This window comes from Xanthobacter lutulentifluminis (assembly GCF_043194675.2).
Lineage (GTDB): Bacteria > Pseudomonadota > Alphaproteobacteria > Rhizobiales > Xanthobacteraceae > Xanthobacter.
The window spans coordinates 4,142,143-4,154,978 of the sequence record NZ_CM195525.1 but is presented as its reverse complement, the minus strand read 5'-3'; the positions used below and the strand labels follow the sequence as shown (position 1 = coordinate 4,154,978).

General features: G+C 67.5%; 15 protein-coding genes. 2 read left to right on the top strand and 13 right to left on the bottom strand.

Annotated features, from left to right (window positions below):
* Positions 1-19: 19 nt before the first annotated feature.
* The 13 genes from rpsJ to fumC all read right to left on the bottom strand — a co-directional run bounded on the left by rpsJ (position 20) and on the right by fumC (position 11,883).
* The gene (rpsJ, locus tag V5F49_RS19305; RefSeq protein WP_012113701.1) at positions 20-328 is read right to left on the bottom strand and encodes a 30S ribosomal protein S10; all 309 of its coding nucleotides are present in this window, start codon (positions 326-328) and stop codon (positions 20-22) included.
* 65 nt (positions 329-393) lie between these two features.
* Positions 394-1,584, bottom strand: coding sequence for an elongation factor Tu (tuf, locus tag V5F49_RS19300; RefSeq protein WP_509210716.1), 1,191 nt, complete (start codon positions 1,582-1,584; stop codon positions 394-396).
* Positions 1,585-1,650: 66 nt separating this feature from the next.
* Positions 1,651-3,726: an elongation factor G gene (fusA, locus tag V5F49_RS19295; RefSeq protein ID WP_394117951.1), complete on the bottom strand. Its 2,076-nt coding sequence runs from the start codon at positions 3,724-3,726 to the stop codon at positions 1,651-1,653.
* 20 nt (positions 3,727-3,746) lie between these two features.
* A complete protein-coding gene (rpsG, locus tag V5F49_RS19290; RefSeq protein ID WP_394117950.1) occupies positions 3,747-4,217 on the bottom strand; it encodes a 30S ribosomal protein S7 in 471 nt (156 codons plus the stop codon).
* 25 nt (positions 4,218-4,242) lie between these two features.
* Entirely contained in the window at positions 4,243-4,614 is a 372-nt protein-coding gene (gene rpsL, locus V5F49_RS19285) for a 30S ribosomal protein S12 (RefSeq protein ID WP_012113697.1), read from the bottom strand.
* Between the two features lie 469 nt (positions 4,615-5,083).
* Entirely contained in the window at positions 5,084-5,551 is a 468-nt protein-coding gene (locus V5F49_RS19280) for a lysozyme inhibitor LprI family protein (protein ID WP_394117949.1), read from the bottom strand.
* Positions 5,552-5,640: 89 nt separating this feature from the next.
* On the bottom strand, positions 5,641-6,624 hold the full coding sequence (locus V5F49_RS19275; RefSeq protein ID WP_394117948.1) for a malate dehydrogenase: 984 nt from the start codon (positions 6,622-6,624) through the stop codon (positions 5,641-5,643).
* 162 nt (positions 6,625-6,786) lie between these two features.
* Positions 6,787-7,167 (bottom strand): hypothetical protein, encoded by a 381-nt coding sequence (locus tag V5F49_RS19270; RefSeq protein ID WP_394117947.1) that lies wholly within the window; start codon positions 7,165-7,167, stop codon positions 6,787-6,789.
* Between the two features lie 168 nt (positions 7,168-7,335).
* Positions 7,336-7,995 (bottom strand): TPM domain-containing protein, encoded by a 660-nt coding sequence (locus V5F49_RS19265; protein ID WP_394117946.1) that lies wholly within the window; start codon positions 7,993-7,995, stop codon positions 7,336-7,338.
* Positions 7,996-8,116: 121 nt separating this feature from the next.
* Complete coding sequence (locus V5F49_RS19260; protein ID WP_394117945.1) at positions 8,117-8,962, bottom strand: TPM domain-containing protein; 846 nt, start codon at positions 8,960-8,962, stop codon at positions 8,117-8,119.
* An 11-nt stretch (positions 8,963-8,973) separates the two neighbouring features.
* Positions 8,974-9,585: a LemA family protein gene (locus tag V5F49_RS19255; protein WP_394117944.1), complete on the bottom strand. Its 612-nt coding sequence runs from the start codon at positions 9,583-9,585 to the stop codon at positions 8,974-8,976.
* A gap of 96 nt (positions 9,586-9,681) precedes the next feature.
* Positions 9,682-10,278 (bottom strand): ParB-like protein, encoded by a 597-nt coding sequence (locus V5F49_RS19250; RefSeq protein ID WP_394117943.1) that lies wholly within the window; start codon positions 10,276-10,278, stop codon positions 9,682-9,684.
* Between the two features lie 216 nt (positions 10,279-10,494).
* Positions 10,495-11,883, bottom strand: a complete 1,389-nt coding sequence (gene fumC, locus V5F49_RS19245; RefSeq protein WP_394117942.1) for a class II fumarate hydratase — start codon at positions 11,881-11,883, stop codon at positions 10,495-10,497.
* A 264-nt stretch (positions 11,884-12,147) separates the two neighbouring features.
* Between fumC and V5F49_RS19240 the strand changes: the two genes are divergently transcribed.
* Complete coding sequence (locus tag V5F49_RS19240; RefSeq protein WP_394117960.1) at positions 12,148-12,342, top strand: DUF4169 family protein; 195 nt, start codon at positions 12,148-12,150, stop codon at positions 12,340-12,342.
* Positions 12,323-12,601, top strand: a complete 279-nt coding sequence (locus V5F49_RS19235) for a ribbon-helix-helix domain-containing protein (protein ID WP_394117941.1) — start codon at positions 12,323-12,325, stop codon at positions 12,599-12,601. The genes V5F49_RS19240 and V5F49_RS19235 overlap by 20 nt, the downstream gene beginning before the upstream one ends.
* Positions 12,602-12,836 lie beyond the last annotated feature (235 nt).

Sequence of the window (12,836 nt, the reverse complement as noted above, 5' to 3'; positions counted from 1 at the left end):
CGTGTCTCCTCGCACCACGTCAGAGCTTGATTTCGACGTCAACGCCGGCGGCGAGGTCGAGCTTCATCAGCGCGTCCACCGTCTGGGGCGTCGGATCGACGATATCGAGCAGGCGCTTGTGGGTGCGCATCTCGAACTGCTCACGCGACTTCTTGTCGATGTGAGGCGAACGGTTGACGGTGAACTTCTCGATCCGCGTGGGCAGCGGGATCGGGCCGCGCACCTGCGCGCCCGTGCGCTTGGCCGTGGCGACGATCTCGCGCGTCGACGCATCGAGGATGCGGTGATCGAACGCCTTCAGGCGAATTCGAATGTTCTGGCCGTTCATGGCTCAATTGGCTCCAGGAAGAGGAAACGCGCACGCCGGTGCGCAGCGCGTTTCGTTCTTGTTGATCACTCGATGATGGCGGCGACGACGCCGGCGCCGACGGTGCGGCCGCCTTCACGGATGGCGAAGCGCAGCTTCTCTTCCATGGCGATCGGCACGATCAGGTGCACGTCCATGGACACGTTGTCGCCGGGCATCACCATCTCGGTGCCTTCCGGCAGCGTGCACACGCCGGTCACGTCCGTCGTGCGGAAGTAGAACTGCGGGCGGTAGTTGGTGAAGAACGGCGTGTGGCGGCCGCCCTCTTCCTTCGTCAAGATGTAGGCCTCGGCCTTGAACTTGGTGTGCGGCTTCACCGAACCCGGCTTGCACACGACCTGGCCGCGCTCCACGTCCTCGCGCTTGGTGCCGCGCAGCAGGATGCCGACGTTGTCGCCAGCCTGGCCCTGGTCCAGCAGCTTGCGGAACATCTCGACGCCGGTGACCGTGGTCTTCACCGTCGGACGGATGCCGACGATCTCCACTTCCTCGCCCACCTTGATGATGCCGCGCTCCACGCGACCGGTCACCACGGTGCCGCGGCCGGAGATCGAGAACACGTCCTCGATCGGCATCAGGAACGGCAGGTCGATCGGGCGCTCGGGCTGCGGGATGTAGGCGTCGACCGCCTCCATCAGCTTCAGCACCGCGTTCTTGCCCAGCTCCGGATCGCCGTTCTCAAGCGCAACCAGCGCAGAGCCGCGCACGATCGGGATGTCGTCGCCGGGGAAGTCGTACTTCGAGAGGAGCTCGCGCACCTCCATCTCCACGAGCTCGAGGAGCTCGGGATCGTCGACCATGTCGCACTTGTTCAGGAACACCACCAGCGCCGGCACGCCCACCTGACGGGCGAGCAGGATGTGCTCGCGGGTCTGCGGCATCGGGCCGTCGGCCGCCGAAACCACCAGGATCGCGCCGTCCATCTGCGCCGCGCCGGTGATCATGTTCTTCACGTAGTCGGCGTGCCCGGGGCAGTCGACGTGCGCGTAGTGGCGGTTGCTGGTCTCATACTCCACGTGCGCGGTCGAGATCGTGATGCCGCGCGCCTTCTCTTCCGGCGCCTTGTCGATCTGGTCGTACGCCGTGAAGGTCGCGCCGCCCGTCTCGGCAAGGATCTTCGTGATCGCAGCCGTCAGCGACGTCTTGCCGTGGTCCACGTGACCGATCGTGCCGATGTTGCAGTGCGGCTTCGAGCGGTTGAACTTCTCTTTGGCCATGGGACTCTCCGTTGGGTCTCTCTGGCGTGATCTTTAAGGGTGAAGTCGAGGTTCAGGCCGACGCGATCACGCGTACTTGGCCTGGACCTCCTGAGCGACGTTCGACGGCACCTGCTCGTAGTGGTCGAACTGCATCGTGAAGGTGGCGCGGCCCTGGCTGAACGAGCGCAGGGTGTTCACGTAGCCGAACATGTTCGCGAGCGGCACCATCGCGTTGATGACGTTGGCGTTGCCGCGCATGTCCTGGCCCTGGATCTGGCCACGACGGGAGTTCAGGTCGCCGATGACCGAGCCGGTGTAGTCTTCCGGGGTCACCACCTCGACCTTCATGATCGGCTCGAGCAGCACCGAGGAGCCCTTCTGGAGCGCTTCACGGAAGCCGGCACGGGACGCGATCTCGAACGCGAGGGCGGACGAGTCCACCTCGTGGAAGGCGCCGTCGGTGAGGGTCACCTTGACGTCGACCACCGGGAAGCCCGCCAGCACGCCGGCGCCGAGCACGCTCTCGAGGCCCTTCTGGACGCCCGGGATGTACTCCTTCGGCACCGCGCCGCCGACGATGGCGCTCTCGAACGAGAAGCCCTTGCCGGGCTCGTTCGGCTCCACCGTGAACTTCACCCGCGCGAACTGGCCGGTACCACCGGTCTGCTTCTTGTGGGTGTAGTCCACCTCGGTCTTCTTCGTGAGGGTCTCACGATAGGCGACCTGGGGCGCGCCGATGTTGGCGTCCACCTTGTAGGTGCGCTTCAGGATGTCGACCTTGATGTCGAGGTGCAGCTCGCCCATCCCCTTCAGGATGGTCTGGCCGCTCTCATGGTCGGTCGACACGCGGAAGGACGGGTCCTCGGCGGCCAGCTTCGACAGGGCGATGCCCAGCTTCTCCTGGTCGGCCTTGGACTTCGGCTCGATGGCGATCTCGATGACGGGTTCGGGGAACTCCATCTTCTCGAGGATCACCGGCTTGTCGGTGGCGCACAGGGTGTCACCGGTGCGGACTTCCTTGAGGCCGGCGAGGGCGACGATGTCACCCGCATAGGCTTCCTTGATGTCCTCGCGGTTGTTGGCGTGCATGAGCAGCATGCGGCCGACACGCTCGCGCTTGTCGCGGGTCGAGTTGAGGAGACCCATGCCGGTCTCCATCACGCCCGAATAGACGCGGCAGAAGGTGATGGTGCCGACGAAGGGGTCGTCCATGATCTTGAACGCGAGCACGGCGGTCGGCTCGGAGTCCGAGGGAAGACGCACAGTCTCTTCTTCGGTCTTGAAGTCGATGCCCTTGATGGCGCCGCGATCGATGGGCGACGGCAGGAAATCGACGACCGCGTCGAGCAGGGGCTGCACGCCCTTGTTCTTGAACGCGGAACCGCAGAACACCGGGTTGAACTTGCGGCCGATGACGGCCTTGCGGATGAGCGACTTGAGGGTCGCCTCGTCCGGCTCGACGCCATCGAGGTAAGCGGTCATGGCGTCGTCGTCGAGCTCGACGGCGGCTTCCACCAGCTTGTTGCGATATTCGGCGGCCTTGTCGGCGAGATCCGCGGGGATCTCCTCGTCATGGTACTTCGCGCCGAGGGCTTCGTCTTCCCACACGACCGCCTTCATGCGGACGAGGTCGATGATGCCCTTGAAGTTGCTCTCGGAGCCGATCGGCAGCTGGCAGCACACGGGGTTGCCGGCGACGCGGTCGACGATCATCTCGACGCAGCGGTAGAAGTCGGCGCCGATCTTGTCCATCTTGTTGACGAACACGATGCGCGGCACGTTGTACTTGTCCGCCTGGCGCCACACCGTCTCGGTCTGCGGCTCGACGCCCTGGTTGCCGTCGAGGACGCACACGGCGCCGTCGAGCACACGCAGGGAGCGCTCCACCTCGATGGTGAAGTCCACGTGCCCGGGGGTGTCGATGATGTTCAGGCGCTTGCCCGACCAGAACGCAGTCGTCGCGGCCGACGTGATGGTGATGCCGCGCTCCTGCTCCTGGGTCATCCAGTCCATGGTGGCGGCGCCATCATGGACTTCGCCGATCTTGTGGCTCTTGCCCGTGTAGTAGAGGATCCGCTCGGTGGTCGTGGTCTTGCCGGCATCAATGTGGGCCATGATGCCGAAATTACGGTAGTCCTCGATCGCGTGGCTGCGCGGCATGGCTCAGTCCTCGGTTCCGATCACCAGCGGTAATGCGAGAAGGCACGGTTGGCTTCCGCCATCCGGTGCGTGTCCTCGCGCTTCTTCACGGCGGCGCCGCGATTGTTGGCAGCATCGAGCAGCTCGGCGGAGAGACGCTCCACCATGGTCTTCTCGTTGCGGGCCCGGGCCGAGGCGATGAGCCAGCGGATGGCCAGGGTCTGGCGACGCTCGTTGCGCACCTCGACGGGCACCTGGTAGGTCGCGCCGCCGACGCGGCGGGAGCGCACTTCCACCGCGGGAGCCACGTTCTCGAGGGCCTGGATGAAGACCTCGACCGGATCGTGCTTGGCCTTCGTCTCGACCACGTCGAGCGCGCCATAGACGATGGACTCGGCCACCGACTTCTTGCCGTCGCGCATGACGGAATTCATGAAGCGCGACAGGGTGGTGGAGCCGTACTTCGGATCCGGGATGACTTCGCGGCGCTCGGCCTTGTGACGACGGGACATCGTTCAGTTCCTCAAATTCGCCGGATCACTTCGGACGCTTGGCGCCGTACTTCGAGCGGCGCTGCTTGCGGTTCTTGACGCCCTGGGTGTCGAGAACGCCGCGCAGGATGTGATAACGCACGCCCGGAAGGTCCTTCACGCGGCCGCCGCGGATCATCACCACGGAGTGCTCCTGAAGGTTGTGACCCTCGCCGGGAATGTAGCCGATCACTTCGTAGCTGTTGGTGAGCCGCACCTTGGCGACCTTGCGGAGAGCCGAGTTCGGCTTCTTCGGGGTCGTGGTGTAGACGCGGGTGCACACGCCGCGCTTCTGGGGGCTCGCCTGGAGCGCCGGCGCCTTGTCGCGCGCCTTCTGCGCTTCGCGCGGCTTACGGATCAGCTGGTTGATCGTCGGCATGTACGCCTTCGCCTCGTCCTGATCTGCGGCCGAAGCCGCATCCTTCATTCGACGACCTTTGCGGGCCGCCACGACTGGCCCCGAAGGGCCCTGCAATTCCGTTCGGGCAGATCCCCGCCCGTTCGCACCACGAACACGAAAGGCGCCGTCCACCGCCACACGGGGGCAGACACGCCTTTCTCGCGACAGAGGATCACAGCGCGCATATCCCGGAAATCCGGGCGGCGCCGCGATCATGCACCTGAAGTTATCGCAGTGCTGTTCCTGGCAGCGTTTCGGCTCTTTGGATCGTGTCTCGCCGGGGCGTTCTGCCGCCGGAGACGAGAAAACAATCGATCAGACGCCGACCGCCTGCCGCGAAAGTGGGCTGCTTCTATCTGCAGAGTCGCCGAGCGTCAAGTCGGAAGGGTCGGCCAATCGTTAAAAATCCGGACTTCGCGGGGTGCCGGGCGGATTCAAATACCGCCTTTCAGCGCATGGCGGCGTCGTCCGCGATCCCCCTCAGGTAGAAATACCGTTCGGCAGTCGCGCGATTGGTGCAATCCGCGGCCAGCGGCCGGGCGATGGTACCACCTTCGTGGAGCGCGTCATAGAATCGGCAGCTGAGGTCGCGGGTCTCGATCCAGCTGCGTTGCGCCGCCTTCAGCTTCTGCCCCGTGCCGGCCGGCAGCGCGGCCATGGCCGTCCGGTAGGCCGCGTTGAGTCGCGCATCCCACACGTCGCTTTCGCGGCCGTAGCAGGTGACCATGCCGGCGGTGGAGGGGTCGAGCCCGCGCTCCAGGCAGGGGTTGGCCACCACGCCGATGCAGCTGCGCGCGTCGGTGCGGGCCTGTTCCGCGCGGGCGAGGCAGGCGTCCACGGCGGCCTCGTCGGGGCCGGCGGCCAGCGCCGGCGTGGCCGCGAGAACCAATGCGAGGAACAGGCGCACCCGGGCCATCGTCATCCCTCGTCTGGCGCCGGACAGCCGCGCGCGGCCCGGACGGAGCCGCCCCCGCACGCTCGCGCGGCGGGGGCGGTGTTTCTCACTCAGCCGAGCAGGCCGGCCACGCCGTCGCGCTCCTCGAGGAGCTCGTCCAGCGTCTTCTTGAACATGGTCTTGGAGAAGTCGTCCATGGGCAGGCCCTGGACCACCTCGTAGTCACCGGCGGTGCAGACCGCGGGCATGCCGAACACGATGCCTTCTGGCACGCCGTAGGAGCCGTCGGAGGCCACGCCCATGGACACCCAGCCACCGTTGGTGCCGTGGATCCAGTCGTGCATGTGGTCGATGGCGGCGTTGGCGGCCGAGGCGGCCGAGGACAGGCCGCGGGCCTCGATGATGGCCGCGCCGCGCTTGCCGACGGTCGGCAGCAGGGTCTCGCGGTACCAGGTCTCGTCGTTGATGATCTCGGGCAGCGGCTTGCCGTTCACGGTGGCGAAGCGGTAGTCGGCATACATGGTCGGGGAGTGGTTGCCCCACACCGCCACCTTCTCGATGTTCTTGGTGGCGATGCCGCCCTTGGCCGCGAACTGCGACAGCGCGCGGTTGTGGTCGAGGCGCAGCATGGCGGTGATGTTGCGGGCCGGCAGGTCGGGCGCGCTCTTGGCGGTGATGTAGGCGTTGGTGTTGGCCGGATTGCCCACCACCAGCACCTTCACGTCACGCTTGGCGACCTCGTTCAGCGCCTTGCCCTGGACCTTGAAGATCTCGGCGTTGGCGGACAGCAGGTCGGCGCGCTCCATGCCCTTCGAACGGGGACGGGCGCCCACGAGGATGGCGGCGTCGATTTCCTTGAAGGCGACCTTCGGATCGTCGGTGATGACCACGCCCGCGTAGTTCGGGAAGGCGCAATCCTCGATCTCCATCACCACGCCCTTCACCGCGGCCTGGGCCTGGGGCAGATCGAGCAGCTGGAGGATGACCGGCTGATCCTTGCCGAAGAGATCGCCGTTGGCGATGCGGAACAGGAGCGAATAGCAGATCTGACCGGCGGCGCCCGTGACAGCGACGCGAACGGCGGGTTTGGTCATGAGAGGAAGCCCTTTGCCTTAGGTCGAGCCCCGAAGGCTCGGGCGCGCAATCTATGCCGCGTCGCGGCGGAAGGAAAGGCGCGGAATCGGGCTTCCGCGCCCCTGTCTGCTCGTTCCTTGGTCTAGCCTGCGAATCGAACAGGCAACGGTCGGGCGCGTTCGTCAGCGCGGAAAGCGCGCGGCCTGGATGAAGCTTGCGAGCAGCTTGAAGTCGTCGGGCGAGAGCGGGTAGGCGAAAGTCTTGAACCCCACCTGGATCCGCACCAGCGGCGACGCCCCGGGATTGGGCTCGAGCCGGCACATCACCACCGGGTCCAAGAAATCCGGCAGGGCCGCGACATCCGCCTTGCAGAGCAGCCGGCCGCCGTCCTGGGCGCGGACATGGGTGAGCGGATAGGCCTCCACGCTGTCCGGCGCCGACGTGACCGGGCGCCCCGCCGTCCAGCTGCGGATGGCGATGCGCCCGCTGTCGGGCCCCGTCTTCTCCAGCGTGATCTCGTAGGTTTCCCCGCCGCTGCCGCGCGAATGAACCGTGACCGCCATGATGTCCCCCTCCCCGCGGCAACCGGCGCGGACGGGACAGGACAATACATGATTGCATCTATATCGTAATACAATTTTAGATATGCATCACACTGGTGCATGTCCGAGCCGGCGCCTTGCCGACCCGGGATTGGCCCGCCCGGAGCTCGTCCGCTCGGCGCTGTCGGCTCAGAGGATGACCACCTGGTTCGGCAGCTCGTCCCGGTCGCCCGGCTGGCGGGGCAGCGGGCCGGCGAGCAGGTCGCCCGCGAGGCTCACGCCGGCGATGAGGCCGTCCCCGAGATTTCCCTGCCGGGCGCGGGCCGCCACCGCCTCGCAGATCTCCGCCCAGGCGGCATGGCCGAGAGGGGTGTGCGCCGCCTCGTCCGCCACTACCTCCACCATGCGCTCGTGGACCGCGGCGAAGATGAGCAGGCCGGTGCGGCCGGCGGTCTGGGGGATGCCGTAGGACAGGAAGGTCTCCACCGCCGCGCTGCGCGCCGCCGCCTTCAGGGCGAGGCGCGGCACCACCCGCGGCGCGATGCCCGGCAGCATCAGCGCCGCCGCCAGCACCACGAACAGCGCCGCCTGCATGGACAGGATGGACAGCGCCGGCATCGGCCGCGCCAGCACCACCAGCCACGGCACCACCAGCGCCAGCAGCGAGGCCCACAGCACGGAGAAGAAGGGATGCTGCACCAGCGGCATCCGGGTCACCACCACGCGGATCTCGGCGGAGGTCTTCTGCTCGGCGGCGCGGACGGCCTCCGAGATGCGCACCAGCGCATCATCCGTCAGGCCGATGCGGGCGCCGGCGGATGCAGGCATGTCCTGTGCGGCAACGCTCATTCCTGCCTCCCTGTGCCGGCCGGCCCGGTGCCGGCTGCGGCGCATCATGGTCCGGGCACGGCGTCACGATCAATCCGCCCGCGCCACCATGGCGCACGCAGCCGTCGGCCGTCGGCAGGAATCACCAATCTCCCGACGCGCCGCCGCCGCCCGAGGAGCCGCCGCCCCCGCCAGACCAGCCGCCGCCGGAGGAGGAGCCGCCGGACCAGCCGCCGGAGCTCGTGCCCCAGTCCCAGCTGCTGGCGGTGGCGCCGCCCAGCGCCCCGCCACGCCGGCGCCGCGCGGCCGAGCCGCCGCCCCCGCCCCGCCCGCCGCGGGTGACGCGCCAGATGATGTAGGCCCAGAAGATCACCATCACGGCGAGGAAGATGAGGTTGTCCACCTCCTCCTCGCTCATGCCCGGCTGCTCCAGCTGGCGGGCGCGGGCGCGCGCCTCGTCCGGGTCGAGGTTCAGCACCTCGAGGATGGCATCGGTGCCCTTGACGACGCCGGCCGCCATGTTGCCGGCCTTGAAGGCGGGCACCACGGCGTTGCGGATGATGGTGGAGGCCACCGCATCGGTGAGGATGCCCTCGAGCCCGTAGCCCACCTCGATGCGCACCTTGCGCTCGGCGGGGGCGACGAGGAACAGGACGCCGTTGTTCTTCTTCGCCTGGCCGAGCTGCCAGTGGCGGAACAGCCGGTTGGCATAGTCCTCCACCGACGTGCCCTGCAGCGAGGGCACGGTGGCGACCACAAGCTGGTCGGTGGCCTTCGCCTCCTGCGCCGCGAGCTTGGCGTCGAGCGCGGCAAGGGTCGCCGGGTCGAGCACATGGGCGGCATCCACCACCCGGCCGGTGAGCGCGGGGAAGGTGAGCTCCGCCCACGCCGCCCCCGCCAGCAGGGCCAGCGCCACGAACGCGAGCACCGCCACGCGCAGCACGGCCGCAGCCGGCTGCGCGGACTTCTGGACGAGCGGACCCGGCACGGCGGGCCTCCTCAGTTGAACTTCACCTTCGGCACCTGCATCTGCTGCTCGGAGATGGTGAAGGTCTCCATGGGCTTGTAGGCGCGATAGAGGGTCGCCGCCCACAAGGCGCCAGGGAAGGTCTTCAGCTCGGTGTTATAGACCCGCACCGCCTCGATATAGTCGCGCCGCGCCACCGCGATGCGGTTCTCGGTGCCCTCGATCTGCGACTGCAGCGCCAGGAAGTTCTGGTTGGACTTCAGGTCCGGATAGGCCTCGGAGACCGCGATCAGCCGGCCGAGCGCGCTGGACAGGCCCGCCTGCGCGTCCTGGAACTGCTTGAACTGCTCGGGATTGGTGATGGTCGAGGCATCCACCTTGATGGAGGTGGCCTTGGCGCGGGCCTCCACCACGGAGGTCAGCACGTCCTTCTCCTGGGTGGCGTAGCCCTTCACGGTCTCCACCAGGTTGGGGATGAGGTCGGACCGGCGCTGGTACTGGTTCAGCACCTCGCTCCATGCCGCCTTGGCGCGCTCCTCCTCGGTGGGAATCACGTTGATCCCGCAGCCGGCGAGCATCAGGCCGGCGAGCACGGCGAACAGCGGCGCCCTGAGGCGGGCAAATTCACGAAGCACGATAGACATGGTGGCCCCTTCCCTGTCGCCGCAGCGTGGCAGCGGCGTGCTTATAACACGGCAAAGGTCGAGAAAGGTCCCGGACCGATCCGGGACGAAACCTCCTCACCGGCCGAGATAGCCCGGCAGATCCTGCGCCTCGTCCAGCAGCGAAACCTTGATGGCCAGCTTCTCGGCCAGCTCGATGTCGGTCTCGAGCAGGCGGGTGGTCATGAAGGAGCGGTAGTAATTGCCCCACATGAATTCCTGGAACGGCGTGTCCTCGTTGGCATAGGCCTTTCCGCGCACGCCGCGGGCCAGCGTGCGCCACGGATTGTCGGTGAGCTCGCTGACGTGGCGGGGGATCTTCACGCACGGGCGGCGGTTGCCGTCCACGTCGATGGGCCAGCACAGGCCCTCCGTCTCCATGCGGTGCCAGAACGCCTTCGGATCGAGGTCCGACCAGTCGGCGCGCGGCTCGCCCAGGAGCACGGTCCCGTCGCCGATGGCGATCAGCGCCCGGCACAGGTGGTGATGGTCGATCATGTAGAGCCGGCGCTTCGGCCCGATCACGAAGGGGACCGGCTTGCTCTCCTTGAGCGCGCGCAGGTCCCGCGGCGACAGCTCGCGCATCCGCGCCGCGCGCCGCTCCACCTCCTGCAGTCCCAGCGTCAGCTGCGTGGGATTGAGCGCCGCGATGTCGATCTCGGTGAGGCCCGCCATTCCATCCCCCTGCCCTGCCGGCGCCACGAACCTTCGCCCGTGCCGCGCGATCCGGGAAGGAGTCCCGAAAATGCCGGCGGCGGCAACCCTGCCGGGTGCCGCCGCCCGCATCGAACGCCGCTCGCATGGAACATGGCGGGAACCCTCCGGCGAGCGGAATGGCGCTCCGCGCCGCGCCGCCCGCTGAAGGAGCCCGCCGCTTCGGGCGAAGACCGATCAGCCGGGGGAGATCATCTTCTCCGGGCGCACCACCTCGTCGAACTCCTCGTTCGTCACGTAGCCGCCGCCCACGGCCTCCTCGCGCAGGGTGGTGCCGTTCTTGTGGGCGGTCTTGGCGATCTTCGCCGCGTTGTCGTAGCCGATCTTCGGGGCCAGCGCGGTGACCAGCATCAGCGACCGCTCCAGCGCCGCCTTGATGTTGTCCTCGCGGGCCTCGATGCCGACCACGCAATTGTCGGTGAAGGACACCGCCGCGTCGGCCATCAGCCGCACCGACTGCAGGAAGTTGTAGGCCATCACCGGGTTGTAGACGTTGAGCTCGAAGTGGCCCTGGCTGCCGGCGAAGGTGAGCGCGGCATTGTTGCCGAAGATCTGCACGCAAACCTGGGTGAGCGCCTCGCACTGGGTGGGGTTCACCTTGCCCGGCATGATGGACGAGCCGGGCTCGTTCTCCGGCAGCGACAACTCGCCGAGGCCCGAGCGCGGGCCCGAGCCGAGCAGGCGGATGTCGTTGGCGATCTTGAACAGGGAGGCCGCCACCGTGTTGATGGCGCTGTGCGAGAACACCATGGCGTCGTGGGCGGCCAGCGCCTCGAACTTGTTGGGCGCCGAGGTGAAGGCGAGGCCGGTGATGCTGGCGATCTTGGCCGCAACCTGCTCGGCGAAGCCGATCGGGGCGTTGAGGCCGGTGCCGACGGCGGTGCCGCCCTGGGCCAGCTCCATCAGCGCCGGCAGCGTGATCGCGATGCGCTTGATGCCGTTCTCCACCTGCTGGGCATAGCCGGAGAACTCCTGGCCGAGCGTCAGCGGGGTGGCGTCCTGGGTGTGGGTGCGGCCGATCTTGATGATGCCGGACCACGCCTCGACCTTGACCGCGAGCGCGGCATGCAGGTGCTTCAGCGCGGGAATGAGCCGGTGGACGATCTCCTCCGCGCAGGCGATGTGCATGGCGGTGGGATAGGTGTCGTTGGACGACTGGCTCATGTTGACGTGATCGTTCGGGTGGACGGGCTTCTTGGAGCCCATCTCGCCGCCGAGCATCTCGATGGCCCGGTTGGAGATCACTTCATTGGCATTCATGTTGGACTGGGTGCCCGAGCCGGTCTGCCACACGGCGAGCGGGAAGTGGTCGTTCAGCTTGCCGTCGATCACTTCCTGCGCCGCGGCGACGATGGTGTCGGCGATCTTGGGATCGAGCCGGCCGAGGTCCCGGTTCACTTCCGCCGCGGCCCGCTTGACGATGCCGAGCGCGCGCACCACCGGCAGCGGCTGCTTCTCCCAGCCGATCTTGAAGTTGCCGAGCGAACGCTGCGCCTGCGCCCCCCAATAGCGGTCGGTTGCGACCTCGATTGGGCCGAAAGTATCAGTCTCGATGCGGGTGCTCATCGCCGTGGCTTCTCCGTGTCTCGCGGGGCGCGCGGCTCATAGCACAGCTCGGCCCCGATGGGGGAGCGCGCCTGCTGGCTAAAATAATTCCAGGGCGGTAGCCGGCGGATGTTACCTCTCCCGGTTTTAGCCATATCTTGGGCGTGCCTTGAGGTATAAATTACTTCCGGGCTCGTGGGCCTGACGCGGTGCGCCGGCCGTACAACAACCACCGGCCGCCGCGCGGAGGAAACCGGCGACAAGGTGAGGACAGCGTTGGGCGACGTGGTCAATCTTCATCGGGCGCGCAAGGCGCGGGCCCGTCGGGCGGCAGAGGTGACGGCCTCGGAAAACCGGATCCGATTCGGACGGACCAAGGACGAGCGCCTCCGGCAGGAAGACGAGCGCGAGCGGCAGCGGCGCAACTTGGATGGCCATGCCCTGACCGAGAGGGAAGAACATGAAAAGCCCCGTGGTTAAGAGATCAATCGTCATCGCCGGCCACAAGACCAGCGTCAGTCTGGAAGACGCCTTCTGGGAAGCCCTGAAGGAGATCGCGGGTTCGCGCCGGCTCACCCTGTCCGATCTCGTGGCGACCATCGATTCCGCCCGTACCCAGGGCAATCTTTCGTCGGCCATCCGCCTGTTCGTCCTCGATCACTACCGAGGCGTGGCGACTGCGGCCCGCGCGCAGGTGGTGGGAGACCGCATGCCTGCGGCCATCCCTCCCGTTGCGTAAGCGGAAACGCGACCCTATCTGCGAACAAGGCTGACCGCGCGTCGCGTTGAAAGGCGGCGCGCGGTTTCCTATAACCGCCCGACCCGGCGGGGCACGTTGAGGCGCGCGCATTTCGGTCCGGCGCCCGGCTGCCTCCCCCGGAAGGGTTCGCTTGTCGGAACCGGCTGCCCGGCGGGGAGCGCCCCGCGGGGGCCGGTTGCGGCTCGGGAGCGACGCGCGTGCCGAATTGCCGGCA